21 protein-coding genes are annotated in these 23,755 nt (G+C 74.8%); 10 read left to right on the top strand and 11 right to left on the bottom strand.

Annotation, left to right across the window (positions count from 1 at the left end; translation table 11 throughout):
* Positions 1-59: 59 nt before the first annotated feature.
* Both ACFCLZ_RS04020 and ACFCLZ_RS04025 read right to left on the bottom strand, forming a co-directional pair.
* Positions 60-896 carry a class I SAM-dependent methyltransferase gene (locus ACFCLZ_RS04020; RefSeq protein ID WP_380283245.1) on the bottom strand — a complete coding sequence of 279 codons (837 nt, stop codon included), beginning with the start codon at positions 894-896 and terminating at the stop codon, positions 60-62.
* 122 nt (positions 897-1,018) lie between these two features.
* Complete coding sequence (locus ACFCLZ_RS04025) at positions 1,019-1,930, bottom strand: spermidine synthase (protein ID WP_380286066.1); 912 nt, start codon at positions 1,928-1,930, stop codon at positions 1,019-1,021.
* Positions 1,931-2,120: 190 nt separating this feature from the next.
* Between ACFCLZ_RS04025 and ACFCLZ_RS04030 the strand changes: the two genes are divergently transcribed.
* Both ACFCLZ_RS04030 and ACFCLZ_RS04035 read left to right on the top strand, forming a co-directional pair.
* The gene (locus tag ACFCLZ_RS04030) at positions 2,121-3,080 is read left to right on the top strand and encodes an alpha/beta hydrolase (protein WP_380283246.1); all 960 of its coding nucleotides are present in this window, start codon (positions 2,121-2,123) and stop codon (positions 3,078-3,080) included.
* Between the two features lie 218 nt (positions 3,081-3,298).
* Positions 3,299-4,732 carry a selenium-binding protein SBP56-related protein gene (locus tag ACFCLZ_RS04035; RefSeq protein ID WP_380283247.1) on the top strand — a complete coding sequence of 478 codons (1,434 nt, stop codon included), beginning with the start codon at positions 3,299-3,301 and terminating at the stop codon, positions 4,730-4,732.
* 127 nt (positions 4,733-4,859) lie between these two features.
* Here the strand turns inward: ACFCLZ_RS04035 and ACFCLZ_RS04040 are convergent, their stop codons facing one another.
* Together ACFCLZ_RS04040 and ACFCLZ_RS04045 are read right to left on the bottom strand one after the other, a co-directional pair.
* Complete coding sequence (locus tag ACFCLZ_RS04040; protein ID WP_380283248.1) at positions 4,860-6,197, bottom strand: globin domain-containing protein; 1,338 nt, start codon at positions 6,195-6,197, stop codon at positions 4,860-4,862.
* Between the two features lie 199 nt (positions 6,198-6,396).
* On the bottom strand, positions 6,397-7,353 hold the full coding sequence (locus ACFCLZ_RS04045) for a helix-turn-helix domain-containing protein (protein WP_380283249.1): 957 nt from the start codon (positions 7,351-7,353) through the stop codon (positions 6,397-6,399).
* Between the two features lie 128 nt (positions 7,354-7,481).
* On the opposite strand from ACFCLZ_RS04045, the gene ACFCLZ_RS04050 reads away from it, so the two are divergent.
* Positions 7,482-8,618, top strand: a complete 1,137-nt coding sequence (locus ACFCLZ_RS04050) for an NAD(P)-dependent alcohol dehydrogenase (RefSeq protein ID WP_380283250.1) — start codon at positions 7,482-7,484, stop codon at positions 8,616-8,618.
* 258 nt (positions 8,619-8,876) lie between these two features.
* On the opposite strand, the gene ACFCLZ_RS04055 is transcribed toward ACFCLZ_RS04050, so the two are convergent.
* The 3 genes from ACFCLZ_RS04055 to ACFCLZ_RS04065 form a co-directional block, all read right to left on the bottom strand.
* The gene (locus tag ACFCLZ_RS04055; RefSeq protein ID WP_380286067.1) at positions 8,877-9,278 is read right to left on the bottom strand and encodes a DUF6114 domain-containing protein; all 402 of its coding nucleotides are present in this window, start codon (positions 9,276-9,278) and stop codon (positions 8,877-8,879) included.
* Between the two features lie 104 nt (positions 9,279-9,382).
* Complete coding sequence (locus tag ACFCLZ_RS04060; protein WP_380283251.1) at positions 9,383-10,039, bottom strand: DUF6230 family protein; 657 nt, start codon at positions 10,037-10,039, stop codon at positions 9,383-9,385.
* 277 nt (positions 10,040-10,316) lie between these two features.
* Entirely contained in the window at positions 10,317-11,027 is a 711-nt protein-coding gene (locus ACFCLZ_RS04065) for a TetR/AcrR family transcriptional regulator (RefSeq protein WP_380283252.1), read from the bottom strand.
* Between the two features lie 508 nt (positions 11,028-11,535).
* On the opposite strand from ACFCLZ_RS04065, the gene ACFCLZ_RS04070 reads away from it, so the two are divergent.
* The 4 genes from ACFCLZ_RS04070 (at position 11,536) to ACFCLZ_RS04085 (ending at position 15,290) form a co-directional block, all read left to right on the top strand.
* Entirely contained in the window at positions 11,536-12,234 is a 699-nt protein-coding gene (locus ACFCLZ_RS04070) for a Tat pathway signal sequence domain protein (RefSeq protein ID WP_380283253.1), read from the top strand.
* A gap of 157 nt (positions 12,235-12,391) precedes the next feature.
* Entirely contained in the window at positions 12,392-13,264 is an 873-nt protein-coding gene (locus tag ACFCLZ_RS04075) for an AAA family ATPase (RefSeq protein ID WP_380283254.1), read from the top strand.
* The gene (locus ACFCLZ_RS04080) at positions 13,261-14,787 is read left to right on the top strand and encodes a VWA domain-containing protein (RefSeq protein WP_380283255.1); all 1,527 of its coding nucleotides are present in this window, start codon (positions 13,261-13,263) and stop codon (positions 14,785-14,787) included. The genes ACFCLZ_RS04075 and ACFCLZ_RS04080 overlap by 4 nt, the downstream gene beginning before the upstream one ends.
* Before the next feature lie 41 nt (positions 14,788-14,828).
* On the top strand, positions 14,829-15,290 hold the full coding sequence (locus tag ACFCLZ_RS04085; RefSeq protein ID WP_380283256.1) for a hypothetical protein: 462 nt from the start codon (positions 14,829-14,831) through the stop codon (positions 15,288-15,290).
* Between the two features lie 80 nt (positions 15,291-15,370).
* Here ACFCLZ_RS04085 and ACFCLZ_RS04090 read toward each other — a convergent pair whose 3' ends face one another.
* Together ACFCLZ_RS04090 and ACFCLZ_RS04095 are read right to left on the bottom strand one after the other, a co-directional pair.
* Positions 15,371-16,366, bottom strand: a complete 996-nt coding sequence (locus ACFCLZ_RS04090) for an alpha/beta fold hydrolase (protein ID WP_380283257.1) — start codon at positions 16,364-16,366, stop codon at positions 15,371-15,373.
* Between the two features lie 153 nt (positions 16,367-16,519).
* Positions 16,520-19,996, bottom strand: coding sequence for a S8 family serine peptidase (locus ACFCLZ_RS04095; protein ID WP_380283258.1), 3,477 nt, complete (start codon positions 19,994-19,996; stop codon positions 16,520-16,522).
* Positions 19,997-20,196: 200 nt separating this feature from the next.
* Between ACFCLZ_RS04095 and ACFCLZ_RS04100 the strand changes: the two genes are divergently transcribed.
* Complete coding sequence (locus tag ACFCLZ_RS04100) at positions 20,197-20,730, top strand: SigE family RNA polymerase sigma factor (protein WP_380283259.1); 534 nt, start codon at positions 20,197-20,199, stop codon at positions 20,728-20,730.
* 43 nt (positions 20,731-20,773) lie between these two features.
* Positions 20,774-21,595 (top strand): hypothetical protein, encoded by an 822-nt coding sequence (locus tag ACFCLZ_RS04105; protein ID WP_380283261.1) that lies wholly within the window; start codon positions 20,774-20,776, stop codon positions 21,593-21,595.
* Positions 21,596-21,736: 141 nt separating this feature from the next.
* On the opposite strand, the gene ACFCLZ_RS04110 is transcribed toward ACFCLZ_RS04105, so the two are convergent.
* Positions 21,737-22,609, bottom strand: a complete 873-nt coding sequence (locus tag ACFCLZ_RS04110) for a siderophore-interacting protein (protein WP_380283263.1) — start codon at positions 22,607-22,609, stop codon at positions 21,737-21,739.
* Positions 22,610-22,701: 92 nt separating this feature from the next.
* Here ACFCLZ_RS04110 and ACFCLZ_RS04115 point away from each other — a divergent pair, with 92 nt between their 5' ends.
* Positions 22,702-23,526 carry a TetR/AcrR family transcriptional regulator C-terminal domain-containing protein gene (locus ACFCLZ_RS04115; protein ID WP_380283264.1) on the top strand — a complete coding sequence of 275 codons (825 nt, stop codon included), beginning with the start codon at positions 22,702-22,704 and terminating at the stop codon, positions 23,524-23,526.
* Positions 23,527-23,537: 11 nt separating this feature from the next.
* Here ACFCLZ_RS04115 and ACFCLZ_RS04120 read toward each other — a convergent pair whose 3' ends face one another.
* Positions 23,538-23,753 (bottom strand): hypothetical protein, encoded by a 216-nt coding sequence (locus ACFCLZ_RS04120; RefSeq protein ID WP_380283266.1) that lies wholly within the window; start codon positions 23,751-23,753, stop codon positions 23,538-23,540.
* Between the last annotated feature and the right edge of the window lie 2 nt (positions 23,754-23,755).

The raw sequence follows: 23,755 nt of genomic DNA on the forward strand, positions 1-23,755 counted from the left end.
TCTCCTGCGCGAGGTGGCGAGAGGCCGCGACACTCCACCAGGTGGGCGCATCCGCTCGTCTATGCCGGTTCGGGGCCTTCGGCGAAGTTCAGGACCGTGACCGAAGGACGGTGGGCGGCCAGCCACGGGGCGGTCAGGGCCAGGGGCAGGAGGGCGCCGAGGAGACCGCGTCCGTCCGTCGGGCGGACGTCGCGGACGGCCGTCACCGCCGGGCTCGCGGTGCGGAGCTTGTCGCGCTCGCCGGCGTCCATCGCCCACCGCATGGCGGGCACCTGGTAGGCGGCGGTGCGCATCTTCCCGCTCGCGGTGAACCGTGCGAACCAGCGCGGTACGGCGTCCACGACCATGGAGCCGCCGGGGAACCGGTCCGCACAGCCTGCGATCAGGGCTTTCACCCGGGCCGGGGGGAGGTACATGCACAGGCCCTGCGCAGTGACCAGGACCGCACGGTCGCGGTCGACCTCGTCGGCCCACACCAGGTCGGTGGCGTCGGCGGCCAGATAGCGCTGGCGCGGGCCGGGCGGGAGGAGGCGCTCGCGTAGGGCGATCATTTCGGGGAGGTCCACGGTGAGCCAGCGGGCGCGACCGTTGTCGACGCGCCAGTACTGCGTCTCCAGGCCCTCCCCCAGACAGACCACCGTGCCGCGCGGCTCCCGGGCCAGGAAGTCCGCCACCTCGCGGTCGAAGCAGGCCACCCGCAGCGCCTGAAGCTGGGACTGGAAGCCGCTCGTGCCGAACCGCTCGGCGAACGGGTAGTCGATCCGCTCGACCAGATCCACCGCCTTCGGGTCGTGGAGCACGGCATCCGGCCGGCGGGCCTCGACGGCCCGCTGCCAGAGCGTCCACAGCGCCGTCTCGGGCACCGCCGCCAGCTCCGGCCGCTCCACGCTGCTCATCTCTCGCTCGCTTCCTCGGAGGTGGCGGGCGTGCCCGCGCGGACCCGCCGATTCTGACACCGGGGAGCGCGCGGACGGCGGTGCGCGCGGTGTCGGCGCGCCGACACGCTGGGCCGGTCCGCTCAGCCGACGCTGAACGCGCCCTCCGGGGGCGGCGGGGAGTCGGTGGCGGTGGCGTCGGTGACCGGCGCCGTGCGGGCGGTGAAACCGGCGAGGTCGGCGCCCTCGGTGAGCCGGGCCGGGAAGATGTCCCCGGCCAGCCGGCGGGCGAGGTCCGCGACCGGCAGCGGCCCGGCCGAGCCGACCAGCAGGACGTTGCCGTACCGCCGCCCGCGCAGCACGGGCGGCTCGGCGATCAGGCAGGCCTGCGGGAAGACGGCGCGCAGCGTCGCCGCCTGGGCGCGGGCGAAGGCGAGCGGCGGGCCGTCGGCGAGGTTCGCCGCGTAGCAGCCGCCGGGGCGCAGCGCGGCCGCCGCCAGCCGCAGGAACTCCACCGAGGTGAGGTGCCCGGGGGTGCGCGAGCCGTGGAAGACGTCCGCGACGATCAGGTCCAGCGAGCCGGGCGCGGCCTGCGCGGTCGCCGCGAGGGCGGCGCGGGCGTCCCCCACCTCGGCGGTGATGTCGACGCCGGGTCCGCGCCACGGGAGGTGCCGCTCGACCAGGGCGAGCAGCGGGCCGTCCACCTCCACCACGCGCTGGCGCGAGCCGGGCCGGGTGGCGGCCAGGTAGCGGGGCAGGGTCAGCGCGCCGCCGCCCAGGTGGAGGGCGTCCAGCGGGCGGCCGGGCTCGGCGAGCGCGTCGACGAGGTGGCCGAGGCGCTGGGTGTACTCGAACTCCAGATGGGTCGGGTCGCCGAGGTCGACGTAGGACTGCGGGGTGTCGTCGAGGGTCAGCAGCCAGCCGCCGTCGTGGTCGATGTCGGGGAGCAGCTTCGCCTGCCCGAGGTCGGTGCGCCGCGCCACCGGCACGGGTTCGTCGGCCGGGGCCCCCGACGCGGCGGGCGGATCCGGGGGCGAGGTGGGCGGGTCGGGCATCTCGGGCATGTCCGCAGCATAGGCGCCCGGCCCGAGTCGCCGTCACGCCCGAGGCTACCGGCCGGTATCGTCGGGGTTCCCGGACGTTCCGGGATTCCGGGACCCGGGATTCCCGAGACCCGGGGTTCCGGAGATCCCGGAGATCCCGACGCTTCCGAAGATTCCGAGCAGAGAGTGGGTGCCCGTGGCCATGGAGTTCCGCGAAGACATCCTCGGTGCCCCCTACGAGGCCGCCGAGCTACCGCTGCGGCCGGACGAGGAGGGCGAGGTCTCGGCGACCCTGGTCCGCCGGCTGGTCCCCGGCTCGGATCGGGCCGTCCTGTACATCCACGGCTACAACGACTACTGGTTCCAGACCCACCTCGCCGACCACTACGTCGCCGCCGGCTTCTCCTTCTACGCGCTCGACCTGCGCAAGTACGGCCGCTCGCTGCGCCCGCACCACTCGCCGAACTTCGTGCGCGACCTCGCGACGTACGACGAGGAGCTGGACGAGGCGGTGCGGATCATCCGGCGGCAGGACGGCCACGCCCACCTGCTGGTCAACGGCCACTCCACCGGCGGGCTGATCGCCGCCCTGTGGGCCGGGCGGCGCGCCGGACGGGGCCTGGTCGACGGCCTGTTCCTCAACAGCCCGTTCCTCTCCATGCCGGCCGCCCCGGCCGTACGCACCCTCGGCGCCCCGGCGCTGGACGCGATCGGCCGCTTCTCGCCCACCCGGGTGCTGCCCTCCGCGCTCAACCCGCACTACGTGCACAGCCTGCACCGCGACTTCCGCGGCGAGTGGGACTTCGACCTGACGCTCAAGCCGGCCGAGGGCGTGCCGCTGTTCGCCGGCTGGCTGGCCGCCGTCCAGCGCGGCCACCGGGAGCTGCGGCGCGGGCTCGGGATCGACGTGCCGGTGCTGCTGATGGCCTCCACCGCCTCCATCTCCACCACCCGCTGGCACGCCGCCCTGCACCACGCGGACGCCGTCCTGCGCGCCGACGACATCGCGGCCGCCGGCCCCCACCTGGGCCGTCAGGTGACGATCGTCCGGATCAAGGGCGGCATGCACGACCTCGTGCTGTCCGGCGAGACCGCCCGCACCCAGGTGTTCGCCGAGCTCGACCGCTGGCTCGGCGCGTACTTCCCGCTCGCCGTGCACTGAGCCGTGCACTGAGCCGTGCGCCGATCCTCGCACTGAGCCGTGCGCCGAGCCCTCCACTGGGCCGTGCACGGAGCTGTCCGCGCTCCCTCGGGGGCCGGGGCGCGCCGCCCCCGGCCCCCGCCCGCTCCCCGTGCGCCTGCTGTGCGCCCGCGAGTCTGTGGAAGGCTACCCGGGCCCCTGTCACTTCCCTTGCCGATCAGGCGAGTTGAGGAGCCAGCATGCCGCATGAACACGGCCCGCACGACGACCGGCACCCCGGCCACAGCGATCCCTCCCTCTACCGCACGCCCGCCGAGGCGATCGCCGCTCCGCCGGAGAAGCTCGCCTACGTGGCGGGTTTCGACCGGTCGGCGCAGCGGCCGGACGCGCTGATCACCGTCGACACCGACCCGGCGTCGGCGAGCTACGGGCGCGTGCTCAACCTCACCGACATGCCCGGGGTGGGCGACGAGCTGCACCACTTCGGCTGGAACGCGTGCTCCAGCGCGCTCGCGCACGCCGGCCACCACGGCGCCGAGCGGCGCTATCTGCTGCTGCCCGGCCTGCGCTCCTCACAGCTGCACGTCCTGGACACCCGGCCGGACCCGGTCCGCCCGAAACTGGTGAAGACGGTGACGGCGGAGGAACTGGCGGCGAGAGCCGGGTACTCGCGCCCGCACACCCTGCACTGCGGGCCGGACGGCGTCTTCCTGTCCTGCCTCGGTGCGGCCGCCGGCGGGGACGGCCCCGGCGGGGTCGCCCTGCTCGACCACACCACCTTCGACGTGCTGCGCCCCTGGGAGACCGAGCGCGGCCCGCAGAACTTCTCCTACGACGTGTGGTGGCACCTGGGCACCAACGTGGGCGTCACCAGCGAGTGGGGCACGCCGTGGATGGTCGAGGACGGCGTGGTGCCGGAGCTGCTGCTCGGCCGCAAGTACGGGCACGCCCTGCACTTCTGGGAGCTGGACTCGGGGCGGCACCTGCAGCGGATCGACCTGGGCGACCAGTACCAGATGGTGCTGGAGCTGCGCCCGGCCCACGACCCGCAGGCCGAGTGGGGGTTCGCCGGGGTGGTCACCAACGTGGAGGACCTCTCGGCCTCGGTCTGGCTCTGGTACCGCGACGGTGAGGCGTTCACCGCGCGCAAGGTGATCGAGATCCCCGCCGAGCCCGCGAAGGCCGAGGACCTGCCGCCCGTCCTCCAACCGTTCGGCGCCGTGCCGCCGCTGGTCACCGACATCAACCTGTCGGTCGACGACCGCTGGCTGTACGTCTCCGCCTGGGGCACCGGCGAGCTGCTGCAGTACGACGTGGCGGACCCGTTCCAGCCCCGCCTCACCGCCTCCGTGCGGCTCGGCGGGGTGACGGCCCGCACGCCCCACCCGGCCGAGCCGGAGCGCCCGCTGAGCGGTGCGCCGCAGATGGTCGAGATCAGCCGGGACGGGCGGCGGCTCTACCTCACCAACTCGCTGTACGGGTCGTGGGACGACCAGTTCTACCCGGACGGCATCGAGCCGTGGATCGTGAAGCTGGACGCCGACCCGGAGCGGGGCGGGCTCAGCGTGGACCCCCGGTTCTTCCCGCACGGCGAGGAGTTCCGCGGGCTGCGGGTGCACCAGACGCACCTGGCGGGCGGGGACGCCTCCTCGGACTCCTACTGCTACCGCTAGCGGACCGGTGCCGCCGGCGGTACCGGTGCGTCCGCGGTACCGGTGCGTCGGCGGTACCGGTGCGTCGGCGGAACGGGCGGGCCGGGCGGGCAGGCAGGCAGGCGACCCGGGCCGGGCGGGCCGGGCTTCAGAGGCGGGCGAGCACCGGGTCGTGGTGGATCCGGGTGGACGGCAGGCCGGAGGCGACCAACCGGGTGCGGACCTCGTCGACCAGGCCCGCCGGGCCGCTGACGCAGGCCAGGTGCTGGGACCAGTCGCCGGCCCGGCTGACCGCCTCGGCCAGCCGGCCGCCCGGGCCCGCGGGGCCGTCGGCGGCGTCGTCCGCGACCGGGATCAGCTCCAACCAGGGCTTGCGGCCGCCGAGTTCGGTGAGGGCCTGCCAGTCGTAGAGGTCGGCCCGGGCCCGCGCCCCGACGAACAGGTGGACCCGGCGCCCGCGCGGACGGTGCTCCACCAGCTCCTCGACGATCGCCTTCATCGGGGCGAGCCCGGTGCCTCCGGCCACCAGCAGGAGGTCCCGGGTGTCGTCCTCCGGCATCAGCGTGCCGCGCGGCGGGCCGAGCCGCAGCCGGTCGCCGACGGCGGTGTGCTCGACCAGCGCCTCGCTCACCCCGCCCGGCCCGGTGCGGCGGACGTGGAACTCCAGCTCGTTGTCGGAGCGCGGCGCGCAGCCCATCGAGTACTGCCGCCAGGTGTGCGGCAGCAGCGGGTGCTCGACGGTCCCGTACTGCCCGGCCCGGTACGGGTACGGCTCGCCGGTGCGCACCCGGACCACGGCGAGGTCGGCCCGGCGGCGCTCGTGGCCGACGACCGTGGCGTGCCAGTACGGGGGTTCGGTGAGCGCCGACTCCGCGCCCGCCACCATCGACCGGACGGCGAAGCGCAGCATCCGCACCCAGGCCGCCTCCAGCTCCGCGGTCCACTGCGCGCCCGACCGGTGCCGGATCGCCTCGCAGAGCGCCTCTTCGAAGGCCTCGTAGTGGACCGGGCGGACGCCCAGCTTGCGGTGGTCGCGGCCGAGCTGGGCGAGCGTGGAGGAGAGCCGGTCCGGCTGGTGCAGGTGCTCGATCAGGTACTCGAACATCCGCTCCAGGTGGACCTGCTGGAACTCCATGGACTCCGGGAACAGCGCACGCAGGAAGGGGCGGCGGCGGAACATGAACGTGTAGAGGTGGTCGATGAGGTCCGCGAACGGGGTGACCAGGCCGAGGCCTCCGAGGATCACCCGCTGGTCGGCCGCGCCGTCGTGGTCCCGGTCGTACGCGCCGTACGCCTCGTGCGCACCGTACCCGCCGGCCGCCGGGCGGGCGTCGGGACGGTCGCCGCCGGGCGCGCCGCCCGGACCGGCGGGCGCTGCGGCGAAGGACGGCGCCGGCGCCAGGATCTGCCGGCGCAGGCGCATGGCGTGGTGGCGCGCGATCAACCGGTCGTACTCGGCGGTGCTGCTGGTGGTGTCCAGGTCCATGAACCGCAGCCTAATCACCTGTCAGACACCGTTCCGACCTCGGATGTTCACCGTTCGGACGGCTTCCGGCCCGATTTCGGGCAGGGGGCGGCCCAACCGGGGCCAGGCCCAGTAAACGGCCACGCGCGGGGGTCCGGACAGGGCCGGTGGTCCCTGCTGCACCGGGACCACCGGACCGGGTCGCGTCCCGGGAAGAGGACTACCGACCTGTCGACGAACCGGGTCCGGATTCCGTCGCGGCTGCCGGATCCGGGGTCAGGGGCGGGGTCTGGGACGGGGTCAGGGTCTGGGGCAGGGTCCGGGGTGCCGCCGGATCCGCCGCCGTCCAGCTGGCCAGCAGGCGCAGCGACTCGGCCGAGGGGGAGCCCGGATCGGCGTGGTAGGCGACCAGCACCTGGTCCGCGTCGCCGGCCGGGCGGAACGTCTCGTAGCGGAGGGTCAGCCGACCGACCACCGGATGGTGCAGCTCCTTGACCCCGTGGCCCTTGTCCCGGACGTCGTGCGCGGCCCACAGCCGCCGGAAGTCCTCGCTCTTGACGCACAGCTCGCCGATCAGCGAGGCGAGCCGGGGATCGTCCGGGTCACGGCCGGCTTCGAGCCGGAGCATCCCCACCAGGTCGGTCGCCTTGGCCTCCCAGTCGAGGTAGAGCTCGCGGGCGGACCGGTCGAGGAAGACCAGCCAGGCCAGGTTCCGCTGCTCCGGCGGCAGCGTGGCGACATCGCCGATCAGGGCGTTGCCGAGGCGGTTCCAGGCGATCACGTCGAGCCGCCGCCCGAGGACGTACGCCGGGACGCCGTCCATCGCGTCCAGCAGCTGCTGCAGTTCGGGCCGCACCCGCTGCGGACGCGCCGCGCGGGCCCGCCCCGCGCCGCGGCGGGCCGGCTGGGTGATCCGCCGCAGGTGGTCGTGCTCGGCGGGGTCCAGGCGCAGGGCGCGGGCGATCGCGTCCAGGACGGCCGCCGAGACGTTCGCGCCGTGGCCCTGCTCCAGCCGCACGTAGTACGCCGTGCTCACGCCGGCCAGTTGGGCCAGCTCCTCGCGGCGCAGCCCGGGGACGCGCCGCCGGCCCCCGTAGTCGGGCAGTCCGACGTCGGCGGGCCGCAGCCGGGCCCGGCGGGACCGCAGGAAGTCGCTGAGCTCGGTGCGCGGGTCCATGCACAGCAGTATGGGCCCGGACCCGGGGACGCGGGGGCGCGCAGGGTGATACTGCCCGTGGTAGGAACGGGGAACGTACGACGGCCACGGGCCTGGCTGGACCTGCGCGGCGCGCCGAGCCTTGAGGCATGACGAACACGACGATCGCAACGAGCGCGACGGGCACCGACGCCCGCACCACGACTCCCCCGGCGGACGCCCCGCTGCCCGACACCGGGGCCGGCCGGACCGCGGTCTACGCCGCCCCGGCTCCCAGGACGCCGCTGGAGCGGAGCACCGTGCCGCGCCGGGCGCTCGGCGCCCACGACATCCTCATCGACATCCGCTACGCGGGCATCTGCCACTCGGACATCCACCAGGTCGACGAGGACTGGGGGCCGGGCATCTTCCCGATGGTCCCCGGCCACGAGATCGCCGGGGTGGTCGCGGCGGTCGGCGCCGGGGTCTCCCGCTGGTCGGTCGGCGACCGGGTCGGCGTCGGCTGCCTCGTCGACTCCTGCCGGGAGTGCGACAACTGCCGCGCCGGGCTGCAGCAGTACTGCACGGGCGAGGGCGGCGCCGTCCTGACGTACAACGCCCGCGGGCGCGACGGCGCGCCGACCTACGGCGGGTACGCCCGGCAGCTGGTGGTCGACGAGCAGTACGCGCTGCGCATCCCCGACGCGCTGGCGCTGGACGTCGCCGCGCCGCTGCTCTGCGCGGGCATCACCCTGTACTCCCCGCTCGCCCACTGGGGCGCCGGGCCGGGCCGGAAGGTCGCGGTGGTCGGCCTCGGCGGGCTGGGCCACCTCGGGGTGAAGATGGCCCGGGCCAAGGGGGCCGAGGTCACCGTGCTCAGCCAGTCGCTGCGCAAGCGCGAGGACGGGCTCCGGCTCGGCGCCCACGACTACCGGGCCACCTCCGACCCGGCGACGTTCACGGAGCTGGCGGGCCGCTTCGACCTCATCGTCAACACGGTCTCGGCCGACCTGGACCTGAGCGCCTACCTCGGACTGCTGCGGACCGACGGCACGCTGGTCCAGGTCGGCGCGCCGGAGAAGCCGGTCGCCGTCGGCGCGCACGCACTGCTCACCGGGCGCCGGTCGATCGCCGGATCGATGATCGGCGGACTGCCGGAGACCCAGGAGATGCTGGACTTCTGCGCCGAGCACGGGATCGGCGCGGAGATCGAGCTGATCCGGGCCGACCAGATCAACGAGGCGTACGAGCGCGTGCTGCGGAGCGAGGTGCGCTACCGGTTCGTCATCGACGCGGCGACCATCTGACGCGCCCGTCCGGCCGAGGAAACCGTCCGGCTGAGGCGGCGGCCGTCCCGCGCGGCGTGCAGCCGACGCGGCGCCGGCCCCGGGCGGTACGCGTGCGACGCCCCGTCCCCGGTGCTCTCCCATCGCCGGGGGCGGGGCGCCGGTCGCGGGCCCGCCGTCACCGGGGCCGCGGCGGCGGTGCCGGGCGGCGGACCGGTGGTCGGCCGGCCGCGGCCACGCCGGACGCGGGGTCTGCGTCGGGCGCCGGCCGCGACCGCCTCAGACGCCGGCCGGGCCGGCGGCCTTCCGGCGGCCCTGGCCCCGGCGCAGCAGGCGGCGGCGCGGGGGCTGGTCGGGCATCCAGCCGAAGGTGAGGCAGCTGCCGACCAGGCCGAACAGCATGCCGATCAGGAAGCCGCCCAGGTTCGAGGTGAGCCAACTGGCCAGCGACGCCAGCACGGCGATGATCGAATAGAACAGGCGCTGGGCCGGGTTGAACAGGACCAGCAGGCCGCAGACCACCATCACGACCGGGACGAGGTAGCCGGACAGCCCCTGGAGCCCGATGTGCAGGACGACCGGCAGCGGGGCGCGCAGGGTGAAGAGGATCTCCGCGCCGCCGAACAGGACCAGGGCGCCGCCCCAGAACGGCCGGCGACCGCGCCAGCCTCGCCAGGACAGGCGGGTCCGGGCCGCGGCTGTGGCCGTGGCTGTCGCTGTGGCGGCCTCGGGTGCGGCGTCGGCGGTCGGCTCGGGCACGGGCGCCGGGTCTTGCTCGGCCACTGTCAGCAGCCCTCGGTGCTGAAGCTCAGGTGCAGGTTGGGCAGTTTGAAGGCGGCGGCGGTGCTGGCGTAGTTGTGCTGCCGCAGGTTGCGGATCGTGACGGTGTCGGCCTGCTGGCCGAAGACACCGGGCAGGCCCTTGACGCCGGCCTTGGTGTAGGTGCTCGCGTCGCCGCCGATCTCGATGTTCGTGAACTCGGCGTCGCCGGTGAGCACGTCGGAGTCGGTGGTGAGGTTGGTGGCGGTCACCGGTGTCCCGGCGTCACCGGCCTTGATCAGCAGGTTGATGCCGCCGAGTTCGACGCTCTGGCAGAGCTTGGTGAGCGAGGCCTCCTTGATCGCGGAGACCGCGACCAGCACCTGTCCGCCGGTGTCCCCTGCGTTGGGGCTGTCGTCGATCATGTGGTCCAGACTGCCGAACTGCTCGAAGCCGACGCCGTCCAGGCTGTCCGCGGTGACGGTGAACGGCATCCCGGAGATCGAGAACTGCGCCGCGAGCACGCCCTGCGCGGTCAGCGTCATCAGCACGGCGCCGGCGGCGACGGCGGGCACGGCCATCAGCGCGGTGCGCTTCAGCCGGACCCGGCCCTTGCGCTGCGCGGGCGTCTCCGTACCGGCGGTGCTCTCGGTGGTGTGGGCGGCGTCCTCGGACGTGGCCATGTGTGCTCCCTCGGGTGGTGGGGACGGGCAGTCACTGGCACGTTGTCCTGGCGCGGACAGCGTTCTGCGGCACGGCCGGGAGGGACCGCCCCTCGGCAGCGGGGCGGGCCGGTCGGGCCGCAGTGGGTAACTGGGAAGCTACTGCCCGGTATTGAGCGGGTCAATACGGGTGCACGAAGGATCATCGTCCGCTTCTCGCGGCCGGTGGTCGGCGCGGCGCCCGATCCCGACAGCCGGTCCCGACGGCTGGTCCCGACGGCCGGCGTGACGCCCGGCCCTACGGCATCGGGTCCAGTTCCAGGCGGCGCGCAGCCTCGGCCGGGCCGAGGAAGGGCGCCAGGCAGAAGAGGCTCAAGGTCGGGAGAAGATCGGGGAGTTCGGCGGTGCGGTCGGCTCCGATACAGCGCTGCAGGGTGCAGTAGACGCCGCCGACCACGGCGTCGACCATCGCCTGTGCCGTGACCCCGGCCGGGAGTTCGGGCACCTCGGCGAAGAAGGCGCGGAACCTGGTCAGGAGGTGGTCGCGCTCGCGGCGCCCGGCCGGACCGACCGCGTCCAGCTCGATGACCGCCATGGTCGCGAAGGCCGGCACTCCGGCCAGCAGTCCGAGCATCGCCCGCAGCGACTCGCGGATCCCGGCGCACCAGTCCGGTGCCGCCGCGAACGCCGCCGCCATCCGCCGGATCACCACGCCGGTGCCGTACCGGTGGGCGGCCAGGAAGGCGTCCTCCTTGCCGGTGAACAGCTCGTAGAACACCGGCCTGGTCACCCCGGCGGCGCGGCAGATGTCGCTGACCGTGGCGCGCTGGTAGCCGTGCTGGGCCACGGTGAGCACCAGCCCGTCGAGCAGGCGCTCGCGCTGGGTCGCGGCCACCACCCCCGGCGGCAGCCGGCTCGGGCCGCGCTTGATCGACCGGGCGGGGTCGCGACCGGTGCGCGCACCGGGCAGCAGGGCGGTTTCGGCGCTTCGGCGGGTTTCCGGTTTCATCGCCAACTCCTGTGCTTCTTCTTGACATTGACGCGACGTCCGGTTTACAACACTGGCGGGTTTCCAATTCGCGGCGGACGCCGCCGGAAGCCCGCACGCGTTCCGACTGCTCAGTATGGCGAACGCATGCCCGGCGGTGGCAGCCGCCGACGTGCACCCTGCACCGCACGTACCCTCACGCCCCACCTTTGCCCCACCTTTGCTCCATCTGGTTTGCCGCACCACCGTTCCACCCCGCCGTACTCAGCCGTACTCGACCGCGGCCGGCCCCGTGTGGCCGTGAGCGGTCGATCCGGGCCGCGCCGTACCCGCCGCACAGCGTCGTGCCGCCGGTACCGCCGCCCGTACGGGCGGGCCCGTGGCGCCGGGCCCGCCGAGTCGCCGTCCGCGGCGCCCCACCCCGCACCACCCCCGTCGCGGTCACACCGCGGCCGACGCCGCCGCGCGCACCCACGCACCCGGCCGCACGGGGCTCCCCCACCCGAATCGCCCGGAGAGGCACACCCTCATGCGCATCCGCCGTACCCTCGCAACCGCGGCCCTCGCCGCCGCCGCGATGCTGGCCGCCGGCACCGTCGCCCCCGCCCAGGCCGCCGACGCCACCGCCCCGGCCGCCGCCCCCGTCGCCGTCCTCACCCACACCTCGCTCGCCGGCCCGAACGTCTCGGTCGGCGACGTGCTCACGGCCGACCTGGTGGGCGGCACCACCGCCAACTTCTCCTCCAGCGCCACCGGAACGACCGGCATCAAGTGCGCCACCTCCGCGTTCTCCGCGACCGTCATCACCAACCCGGCCGCCTCCGGGACCGCCACCGAGTCGCTCAACACCCAGACCTTCGGCTCCTGCACGGCGAACGTGATCGGCGTGACCGGCGTGCAGAGCATCACCGTCAACAACCTCGCCTACATCAACTCGGTCAGCGACGCCGCGGGCTTCCCGGTCTCGCTCGACCCGGGCACGGCCGGCCCGGTGCAGACCACCGTGGTGCTGAAGACCATCCTGGGCACCATCACCTGTGTCTACCGGGCCCCCGGCGGCCTCGCCGGCACGACCAACAACATCGGCCAGACCATCGGCTTCAGCGCCCAGGCGCTGCCGAAGTTCTCCGGCCCGAGCACCTGCTTCCCGGTCGGCTACTTCACCGCCACCTACGGCCCGGTCCGGGACATCTCGGTGACCGGGAACCCGGTCGTCTTCGTCAACTGACGCCCCCGCGGCGCCGGTGACACGCCCGGTCGGCGGCCCTCGGGCGCCGACCGGGCTCCCTCCGTGCCCGGCCGTCACCGCACGGGCCGGGACAGCGAAGTGACCCACCGGTAGGGTGCTGCCCACAGGCACCGGACGACGGGGATGTGGGGCACGCATGGGCGGCGAGGGCACGCAGTTCTTCGAGTCGGTGGCCGACACGGCCGCCCGGCTGGCCGAGGCGGGCTACCTCGCCTCCACCGAGGTGGCCACCGCCGTCTTCCTCGCCGACCGGCTCGGAAAACCGCTGCTCGTCGAGGGACCGGCCGGCGTCGGCAAGACCGAACTGGCCAAGGCCGTCGCCGCGATCGGCCGCGCCCGGCTGGTCCGGCTCCAGTGCTACGAGGGCATCGACGAGGCCCGCGCGCTCTACGAGTGGAACCACGCCAAGCAGCTGCTGCGGATCACCGCCGGGCGCGACGAGGGGTGGGACGAGGCCCGCTCCGACATCTTCGGCGAGGAGTTCCTGCTCACCAGGCCGCTGCTGACCGCCATCCGCGGCGACGAACCGACCGTGCTGCTCATCGACGAGATGGACAAGGCCGACGTCGAGGTCGAGGCGCTGCTGCTCGAAGTGCTCAGCGACTTCCAGGTCACCGTGCCCGAGTTGGGCACCATCACGGCGAGCCGCCGCCCGTTCGTCCTGCTCACCTCCAACGCCACCCGGGAGCTCTCCGAGGCGCTGCGCCGGCGCTGCCTCTTCCTCCACCTCGACTACCCGGAGGCCGAACTGGAGCGCCGGATCGTCCGGCTGCGCGTCCCCGGCCTGGACGCGGCGCTGGCCGAGTCGCTGGTCCGGGTGGTCGGCGCGCTGCGGGCGATGGAGCTGCGCAAGGCCCCCTCGGTGGCCGAGACCGTCGACTGGGCCCGCACCCTGCTCGCCCTCGGCGCCGACACCCTCGACGAGCCCGTGGTGCGCGCCACCCTCGGGGTGATCCTCAAGCACCAGGACGACGTGCTGAAGGCCGCGCAGAAGCTCACCCTCGCATGACCGTCCCGCCCCGGCCCGGGGACCGGCCCGGGGACGGCACCGCGACCGCCACCGGCGGCCCGCCCGCCGACCTCGCCGCCCGGCTGACCGGCTTCGTGCGCGCGCTGCGCACCCACGGCCTGCGGATCGGGCCCGCCGAGACGGTCGACGCCGCCGCCGTCCTGGAGGTGCTCGGCCTCGCCGACCGCGCACAGGTCAGGGCCGGGCTCGCCGCCGCCCTGCTGCGCTCCGACGGGCAGCGCGGGGTCTTCGACGCCGCCTTCGACCTGTTCTTCCCGCTCGGCGTCGGCGATCCGGAGGCCGTGCGCCGGGCCGCCGACCCGGCCGCATCGGACCCGGCCGCCCTCGACCCGGCCGCGCTGGACCAGACCGCACTGCGCGAGGACCTCCGGGCGCGGCTGGCGGCCGCGCTCGCAGCCGACGACCGGGCCGCACAGGTCGGACTCGCGGGCGAGGCGGTGGCCGCGTTCGGCCGGTACGGCACCGCCGGCGGCTCCGGCCGGCCCGGCGGCGACGGCTGGTCGGCCTACCAGACCCTCGGCCGACTCGCCCCGGAGACCCTGCTGGCCCGGGTGCTGGCGGCGCTGCGCGCGGGCGCCGACGGCCGGGGCGGCCCCGGTTCCGGCCCTGACCTCGGCCCCGACCTGGCCGACCACCTCCTTCCCGACGAGATCCGCCGCCGCATCCAGGGCTTCCGCGCCATGGTCGCCACCGAGGCCCGTCGGCGGGCGGCCGAGCTGCGCGGCACCGAGCACATCGCCGAACGGGCCGTGGCACCCGGCATCGACCGGATCGACTTCCTCACGGCCGGCCCCGACCAGCTCGCCGAACTCCGGCGCACCGTGCACCCGTTGGCCCGGAAGCTGGCCACCCGGCTGACCGCCCGCCGACGCCGGGCGGCGCGCGGGCACATCGACCTGCGCCGCACCCTGCGCCGCTCGCTGTCCACCGGCGGCGTCCCGCTGCGTCCGGCCCACCGACTGCGCCGCCCGGCCCGGCCGGAGCTGGTCCTGCTCTGCGACGTGTCCGGCTCGGTGGCCGGTTTCTCCGACTTCACCCTGCTGCTGGTCCAGGCGATGCGCGACCAGTTCAGCAAGATCCGGGTGTTCGCCTTCGTCAACCGCACCGCCGAGGTGACCGACCTGCTCACCCGCGGCGGAGGCGACCCGGCCGCCCTGGCCCGGCGGATCCTCACCGAGGCCAAGGTGACGGGCTACCACGGCAACAGCGACTACGGCTCGGCGCTCGGCGAGTTCGCCGATCGCCACCTGGACGCCGTGGGCCCGCGGACCAGTGTGCTGATCCTCGGCGACGCCCGGAACAACTACCGGGATCCCAACCTGCCCGCCCTCCAGCGCATCACCGCCCGCGCCCGCCGGGTCCACTGGCTCAACCCGGAACAGCCCGCCCTCTGGGGCACCGGCGACTCGGCCGCCCCCGCCTACGCCCAGGTGGTCGAGATGCACTGCTGCCGCAATGCCCGCCGGCTGGGCGAGTTCATCGCCCGGCTCCTCCCGGTCTGATTGCCTGCCTGCCAACCGAAGCCGTCGACACGGGAGCCGCCATGGCGCCGGAAGATGTTCCTGACTGGTTCTGGGACGTCCTGGAAGCGACACGACCACGTCTGTCCACTCTTGAGTTGTGGTTGGAGTCCCAGCCCCGGGAGGTCCTTGAAGCCTTCGCGCTCGCGTACGAGGCCGCAGCGGACGCGCTGGCCGACTTCTCGGAAGGCGTGCGCGTGGACGGGGAATTCTGGTCCGAGGACGACACCGAGGATCTGTGCGGATGGGTGGTCGGGCAGGGCCGCGGGCTCTGGGGCTCGGTGATCGCGGGGGAACGGTCGCTGGAGGAGGCCGCGCAGATGTATCTGGACCGCGCGGCGCTGCCCGCGGACCACGTCGTGCCGTGGGACGAGGAGGTCGCGAACCCGGAGCACCGGGGCTACCAGTCCCCCGCAAGCATCGCCCACGGGGTCTACCGCACGCGTTTCGCCGAAGACCTCCATGAACGGCTCGAAGGTGGGTGAGGAGGCTGCCCGGTCCGGGCGGGCGGATCGGGCAGGGGCCGGAAGAACCGACCCCGCCCGCCCCGCCCGCCCGGTGGGTCTCAGCCGTCCAGGTGCCGGAGGAAGTCCAACAGGGCGTCGGTGACCTCGGCCGGGCTCTCCTGCTGCGTCCAGTGCCCGATGCCCGGCAGGGTGACCCGCCGGTACAGCTCGGGCGCCAGGTGATCCAGCAGCAGCCGCATCGCGTCCTCCGGGATCACGGCCGTGGCCATGTCCTGGTCGCCGGCCACATAGAGGGCGGGGACCTCCACGGGCCGGCCGACGAGCCCGGCGAGCAGCTCGTTGTTCCGGTCGATGTTGCGGTACCAGTTGAGGCCACCGGTGAACGCCCGCTCGCCGTGCTCGGCGTAGTCGGCGACGAAGGCCTCGATGTCCGCCTCCGACAGCCAGTCGGGCAGCTTCTCCGGCTCGACGACGCCGTCCAGCAGGCTCTGGCCCTCGCCGATCACCCAGGCCTGCGGCCCCGCCCCGCGCGGACGGTCACCGGAGCCGCTGTAGAACATCCGGCGGAACGTCGCGTGCGGGTCCCGGGCGAGTTCGGCGTCGGCGACCCCGGGACGCTGGAAGTAGATCTGGTAGAAGCCGTCACCGAACCGCTCCCTGGCCTGCGCCAGCGGCGGCAGGCCGAGGGTCGGCAGCGGCGGGACGCTGAGCCCGGCCACCCCGCGCACCAGGTCGGGGCGCAGGGTCGCGGTGGTCCAGGCGACCGGGGCGCCCCAGTCGTGGCCGACCAGCACCGCGCGCTCCTCGCCGAGCGCCCGGATCAGGCCGGTGACGTCGCCGACCAGGTGGAGCAGGGTGTAGGCGTCGACCGACTCGGGCTGCTCGCTGCGGGCGTAGCCGCGCTGGTCGACGGCGACCACCCGGTAGCCGGCCTCGGCGAGCGGGGCGAACTGGTGCCGCCAGGAGTACCAGCTCTCCGGGAAGCCGTGCAGCAGCAGGACCAGCGGCCCCTCCCCCTGCTCGGCGACGTGCAGCCGAACCCCGTTCACCTCGACGTGGCGGTGCGCGATCTGTCCGTACGCCTGCTTGGTCATGCGGCCCTCCTCATCGACGACTCGTCAACCGGTCCAACGGATAGCGTCCGACCGTTCGCTCCTTCCCCTGCCCACCGGCGGGCCCGGGGAACCACCGCTACCGCCCCGCCACTTCGCTCCCCTCCCTCCGCACCGGTGCCGTCCTCTCGCCCGTCAGGGCTTCAGCCGGTAGGCGTGCAGGATCGTCTGCTCGACCGTCGACCCGTCCGCGTCCTGGGCGGTGACCCGCAGCGAGACGTCCGCGTCCCCCTGCACGGGCGGGTCGACGGTGATCCGCCGGGTGCCGTGACCGGCTCCGTCCACGGAGGCGTTCTGCCAGTTCGCACCGCCGTCGAAGGAGACCTCGGCGGTGAGCCGCGTGGTGACGGGCGCGGGAGCGCCGCTCTGGCGCTCGACCTTGGCGGTGACCGTGTGCCGGTCGCGCGCTGCCCGGCTCTCGGCGTCCACCGGGGCGCTCAGCCGGACGACACCGACCGGCAGGGGCTCGGCGCGCACCGAGCCACCGGGCCCTGCCGCGACGGGGCCCGAGCGGAAGGTCCACGCGGCCTCGACGGTGCTGGAGAGCGCCCACGGTTCGGCGCGGGTCGCCTTGGCCGTCAGGCGGTAGGAGCCCTCGGCCGGCGGGACGGCGAAGGTCGCCGCCGGGGCGTCGGCGGCACCGATCCGCCGACCGTCGCGGGCCAGTTCGAGCTGGACGGTGTCGTCCATGCGCAGCGGGAGCGGGGAGCCGTAGTGCCCGGGGGCGGAGTCCGAGAACAGCTGCGGGAAGACCGTCAGGAAGTGGTCGCCGGTGCGGACCATCGTGGCGGCGCCGTCCTTGCCGCCGGCGAGGCCGGGACCGGTGACCGCGCCGTTCCACCGCTCGACGCAGGACGTTCCGGCGGCGCAGGGCACCACCCCGCTCTGGGTGACGGCCGGCGGGAAGAGCTCTCCGCCGGGGCCGCTCTCCTGGCCGAAGTACGTCTCGCGCTGCTGGCCCCGGGTGGTGAAGTACTCGGTGCGGGCGGCGGGCAGCGGAAAGGTCGGCTCGCCGTAGGTCAGCCCGCCGATGCCGTCGGCCTCGGCGTAGCTGCTCATCACACCGCTGGTGCCGGCGGACTGGGCGGCGTAGAGGGTGGAGACGGTGGCGAGCTCGTCCCTGGCGACCCGGAACGCCGGGTCGGGCAGGGCGCCGGTGGTGTGCAGGAACAGGTCGTAGCGGTCGGGCAGGCGGCCGTCCTTGCGATCCGGTCCGCGCTGGAGGCTCTGCACGGCGAAGTCCAGCGTGCCGGCGGCCGGCCGGCCGCCCGGGATCACATAGAGGTTGCCGGGCATGCCGAGGGCGAGCGCCTCGCCGGCGCACGGGGCGCCCTGCGCGCTGCGGTAGCAGAAGCCGGCCGACAGCGAGAACGGCACGACGTCCCGGTCGGGCACGGCGACAGTGATCTGTCGGCCCTGACGGCCGTCGACGGAGAGCCGGCTGTCGCCGCGCAGGTCCAGTTCCGGCTGGAGCAGCAGGGTGGCGCTGGGACGGCCGCCGTTCCTGCCGGGGGTGACGAGCTTGCCGGCGAGGTTGTAACGGCCCTCCGGGACGCGGACGGTGGCGGTGCCGTCGGTGAACCGCAACGCGTACGCCGCGCGGGTGTCGAGGTCGACGAGGTGGAGCTGGGAGAAGCCGGTCTGCCAGTCGCCCGGGCCGAGCGGCGCCCCCTCCCGGTCCACTGCCTGCACGGTGATCTCGTGGTGCACGGCCTCCCGGCTCAGGGCGAAGGCCGTGGTGACGGACGGGACCGTCACGCCGCCGGCACCGCCTTCGCTCGCGGTGACCCGGCCGCTGAGGGTGGCGCCGGCGGCGACCGCGGCCGGGTCGGCGGTGACCGTGGCCCGGCCGCTGCTGCCGGCGGGCAGCGTCAGTCGGGTGGGGGCCACGGTGAGCGCGCCGGCTGGCCTTGAGGCGCCGTCGGCGGCGGTGACCGAGGTGGCCAGGTCGAGGGTGACCGGCTCCCGGCCGGTGTTCCGGTAGGTGACGGTGCGGGTCACCGCGGGGCCGGTCTGCTGGTCGGTGAAGCGGATCCCGGTGGACTCGGCGGTGGCGAGCACGGTCTGCGCGGTGGCGCGGGCGGCGTCCAGCCGGCCGGCCCCCTGCTGGTAGCTGCTCTGGTCGGCGGCGGGCCGGGCGGAGGAGGTGAGGGCCGCCTTGAGCTGCGGTCCCTTCCAGTCCGGGTGCTGCTGAAGCAGCAGGGCGGCGGCGCCGGCGACGTGCGGGGCGGCCATCGAGGTGCCGGAGATGGCGGTGTAGTGGTCGCCGACCGGGCTCTGGCCGGTGGTGCCGGCGGCCCGGGCGGCGACGATGTCGCTGCCCGGCGCGGTGAGGTCCGGCTTGACGGCGTGGTCGCCGGCGCGCGGTCCCTGGCTGGAGAGCCGGGAGAGCCGGTCGTCCCGGTCGACCGAGCCGACGGTGAGCGCGGCATCGGCCGAGCCCGGGGTGCCGACCGTCCCGGCCCGGCCGCTGTTGCCCGCGGCGGCGACGAACAGCGTGCCGTACCGGTCGGAGAGCGCGTTGACGGCCTGGGCCATCGGGTCGGTGCCGTCGGTGGGCGGGCCGGTGAGGCTGACGTTCACGATCGGCGCCCGGGCCGCGGCCCACTCCATGCCCTGGAGGACCCATGACTCCTGGCCGCTGCCCTGGTCGTCGAGGACCTTGCCGACCAGCAGCTCGGCGTCGGGGGCGACGCCCTTGAAGCGGCCCTCGGAGGCGGCGCCGTCCCCGCCGACGATCGAGGCGACGTGGGTGCCGTGCCCGTCGGCGTCCTTCACCCCGGCGGCAGCGCCGGTGAAGTCGGAGCTCTCGCCGATCGAGCCGGCCAGGTCGGGGTGACCGCCGTCGATCCCGGTGTCCAGCACCGCGACCTTGACCCCCCGGCCGGTGAGGCCCGAGCGCCAGGCCTCGGGCGCGCCGATCTGCGCGGTGGAGCGGTCCAGGGCGGCGCCGACCTTGCCGTCCAGCCAGATCTTCGCGACGCCCGGGGCCAGCCCGGCCGCTCCCTCGGCGAGGCCCGCGGTGGTAGTGGCGGCGGCCGGGCCGAGCCGCTGCCAGAGCTCCCCGGTGCGGCGCTTGTCGGCGCGCAGCGCCGCCCCGTGCACGCTCTCCAGCTCGCGGACGGCGGTGACGCCCGGCGGCGGCGCGGTGGCGGCCAGGCCGACGGCCGGGCCGGCCCCCGGCTCGCGGCCGACGATCAACGGCAGCTCCCGGCTGCCGCCGTCGTCGTAGCCCTGGGCGATCAGCCCGGCGACGTCGAAGAGCCGCGGGTCGAGCCGCCCCGCGCGCAGCGGCTGCTCGGCGTCCTGCGGAACCAGGTTGACGCTGCCGGGGGCGCCCGGCGCCCGGCTGAAGGTCAACTCGGCGCGTCCGGGGCCGGGCTGGACGCCGGTCACCGCGACCGTGCCGTCGGCTGCGACCCGGGCGGTGACCCGGTCGCCGGTGATCAGGGTGACCTGGACCGGCCTCCCCGCTCCGGCCGCCGCGCCCGGTCCGCCGGCGGCGGGCGACGTGGCCGGTCGCGCCCAGGCGGCCGGTGCGGCCACCGTTCCCACGAGTACCGCTCCCAGCAGAGCGGCCGTCAGCCGCCCCGTCCTCGATGTCCTGCGCATGCGCATCCGTCCCCTCCGGCGGGACCCGGTCCGGGCCCGGTCCCCGCGTGTTCGGTCTGTCGTGGGGATCGACGGAACGGAGCCCGGCGCAGGATGTCATGAGTCGTCAGGAAAAATCCCTCGGAAAAAATCGGCGAACCGTGACATCTCCGGGGCCTGCCCGTTCCGTCGATGTGTACAGAAACGAACGGAGGCCTCCCATGCGCACCTCTGACCTGGACGAGTTCCGCACCTTCGCCGAGGAGCGGCTGGAGGACATGCGGCGTACCGCCTACTGGATCTGCGGCGACTGGCACCACGCCGAGGACATCACCCAGATCGCGCTGACCAAGCTCTACGCGAACTGGGACCGCCGACACCGGATCGACAACCTGGAGGCGTACGCCCAGACCGTGGTGACCCGCGCCAGCATCGACCACTGCAGACGACGGTGGCGCAGAGAGCGGCCGACGGAGACGCTGCCCGACTCCGCCGGACCGGCGACGGACCCGTCGCTCAGCCTGCAGGTCAGGACGGCGCTCAGCGCCCTGCCGACGCGTCAGCGCGCGGTCGTCGTCCTGAGGTTCTGGGTCGACATGGACATCCCGACGACGGCGCGGGCGCTCAACTGCAGCGTCGGCACCGTCAAGAGCCACACCGCCAGGGCGCTCGCCAAGCTGCGCGAGCTGCTGGGCGAGACCGATCCGTTCGAGCAGCTCACCACCGCGCCCGCTCCCGCGACGCGCACCCGGTGAGCGCCCCCGTCAAGGAAATCCGAAACCCCGTGAAGGACGCCCCGTGAGAAACAACGACACTCCTGACGACCAGGACGACATCCGCCTCCTCCTCGCGGCCGGGCTCGGCGCCGAACCGCCGCTGCGGGCCGGGACGGTCGAGGCGGCGATGGCCGCCGGCCGCCGCCGCAGCGGGGTGCGGCGGCTGGCCCGGACCGGGGCCGGCGCGGGCGTCACCGCCGCCCTCGCCACCGTGGTGGTGTGCCTCGCCTCGGCGGCTCCCGCCTCCGGCCCCGTCGCCGCGCCGACGGCCGCCGTCGCCGATCCGCTGACCGGCCCGGTCGCCCTGGTCGGCGAGGTCGGCGAGGCCCCGCAGGCGCTGCGTCCCGATTCCTTCGGGCCCGGCACCGACCGGCCGACCGGCTGGACCAGCGAGCGGCTCGGGGCGACGCTCGCCGGACTGCTGCCGCCCGGTGCCTCCGACGTCCGGGCCGGGGACATCGCCGGACGCACCTTCCGGGTCGTCTGGCGCGGCGCGGGCGGCCCGGTGGAGTTCATCGGCGGCGGCGAGCGGACGGCGGACGCCCCGAAGGTCCCGCTGTGCGCCACGGTGGCCCTTCCGAAGATCACCCCGCTTCCCGGCCACCCCGCACCCGAGGAGGTGGCGCCGACCAGCCGGTGCGAGCTGGTCGACCTGCCCGACGGCGGCCGGGCCGAGGCGGTGACGCTCACCTTCCCGCAGGGCGGGCGCACCTCGCAGTACGTCCGCGTGCTGCGGGCCGACGGCCGGACGGTCACCCTCCAGCAGTTCCCGGAACGGCCGGAGGGCTCGTTGGACACGACCGCGCTGCTGGCGATCGCCAACGATCCCGCCTGGCGGTTCTGAACGCGGGTCGTCTCCCGCCGGTCGGCAGCCGTCCGACCGGCGGGGGACGGCGAGGACCGAAGGAGGCCGGTCGGGGGACGGGGCGTGGGCCCGCGTCCGGTCCCCCGATCCGGGGCTGCGGCCCGGCGTGCGGGGCCGGGGTCAGCGGGCCCCGGTCCGGGCCTGCGCCCGGGCCAGCATCTCCCGGGCGTCCGCCAGGTCCTCCGCCGTGGGCGCGTCGTCCTGGGTGAAGCTGCGCCGCCAGTAGCCGCTGAACTCGACCGACGCCTTCGGCACGCCGCGTTCCTCGACCAGGTGGCGGCGCAGCGTGCGCACCGCGGACGCCTCGCCGGCCAGCCAGGCGAACGGCGTGCCGGTCGGCAGCTCGGCGGCGGCGACGGCCTCGGCCAGCCGCCGGCCGGGCACGGCACCGTCACGGTGCAGCCACCGCACGGCCGTTCCGGCCGGGCCGGGCAGGGGCTGCTCCTCGGCGCGGTCCGCGACCTCGGCGAACACCAGCGTCCGGGTGCCCTCGGGCAGCGCCGCCAGCAGGGTGGCGATCGCGGGCAGCGCCGACTCGTCGCCCGCCATCAGGACCCAGTCCGCCGCCGCGGCAGCGGACGTGATCGAGAGAGGGGAGGCGTACAGCGCGGAGGGTCCGACCATGCCCAGGCGGTCCCCGGGCCGGGCCCGTTCGGCCCAGGCGCTCGCCGGGCCGGTGTCACCGTGCAGCACGAAATCGATCTCCAGCTGCCTGGTCCCGGTCCGGCGCCGGCGGACGGTGAAGCTGCGCATCCACGGACGCTCGGCCTCCGGGACGGCCAGGTACGCCTGGTACCAGCCCATGGCGTCCTCGCTCGGCCCGGGAAGGACGGGGGCGTCCTGGCCGGGGCGGGGGAAGCAGAGTTTGACCTGTTGGTCCGGCGAGGTGCCGACGCTCGCGTCGAGCTCCTCGGCCCGGAAGGTGATCCGGGCCGTCCGAGGCGTGATCCGCGTGACCTCGACGACCTGGACGTAGGTGACGGGAAGGCTCATGGCTCAACCTCCGGTTTCGATCCCCCGTTGATACCTTATGCCGTAAAGAGTTCCTCGGACCGAGGTTACCTTATGCGATAAGGAGTTCTGTCGTGACCGTCTTCGCCGGGCAGGGCGACGCCCGCCGCTCCATGGCGCTGCTCTGGCGCACCCCCGAGGCCCCGTCTCCCGGGCGCAGCGGGCCCAAGCCCGCGCTGAGCGTGGACGCGATCGTCCTCGCCGGAATCGCCGTCGCCGACGCCGACGGGATGGCCGCGCTCTCCATGCGCGCGGTCGGCGAGCGCCTCGGCCGCACCGCCATGGCCCTCTACACCTACGTCCCCGGCAAGGCCGAACTGCTCGACCTGATGCACGACCGGGTGCTCGCCGAGCTGCCCGCCTCCCTCGACCCGGCCCGGGACTGGCGGCCGGCCGTCACCGCCTGGGCCGAGGACGCCCTGTCCTGCTACCTCCGCCACCCCTGGGTCCTGCAGATCTCCCAGGCCCGCCCGGTCCTCGGACCCGCCGAGCTGGGCGCGATGGAGACCCTGCTCCGGATCCTCCAGGGGGCCCGTCTCGACCCCCGGCAGCTGCGGGGCACGGTCGCCGCGCTGTGGCAGTTCGTGCGGGGGTCCGCGCAGACCGCGGCGGAGGCCCGGGCCGCCGCGGCCGCCACCGGTGTGCCGGACGAGGAGTGGTGGCACGCCCGGGCCGGGCAGCTCGCCGACCTCGCCCCCGACTTCGCCGAACGCTTCCCCCTGCTCACCGCCCTCGAACAGTCCGGCGCCGCCGAGGCGGGCGCCGGGAACCCCGCTCCCGACCGCACCCGGGAGGCCTTCCGCACCGGGCTGGCCGTCCTGCTGGACGGCATCGCCGCGGCGGCCGCCCGACGCGACCCGGCCGCCACTCCTGGCGGCGGCCCCGGGGGTGGCGGCTGACGGACCGGAACTCAGTTCCCGTCGCCCAGGCGGTCCAGCAGGGCCGAGCCGAGCGCGAGCAGAACGCCCAGTCCGATCATCGCGAAGTAACCCGCCGTCTGGTGGTCGGCGGGAACGAGGTAGCGGACGAAGCCGAAGACGTGCAGGCCCCAGAGGTGGTCGGCGAGCAGGCCGCTGATCCCACCGATGATCAGGACGAAGCTCACAAAGCCGAGGAGGTTCTTCATGG

Source organism: Kitasatospora purpeofusca, assembly GCF_042691725.1.
GTDB classification, from domain to species: Bacteria; Actinomycetota; Actinomycetes; order Streptomycetales; family Streptomycetaceae; genus Kitasatospora; species Kitasatospora purpeofusca_B.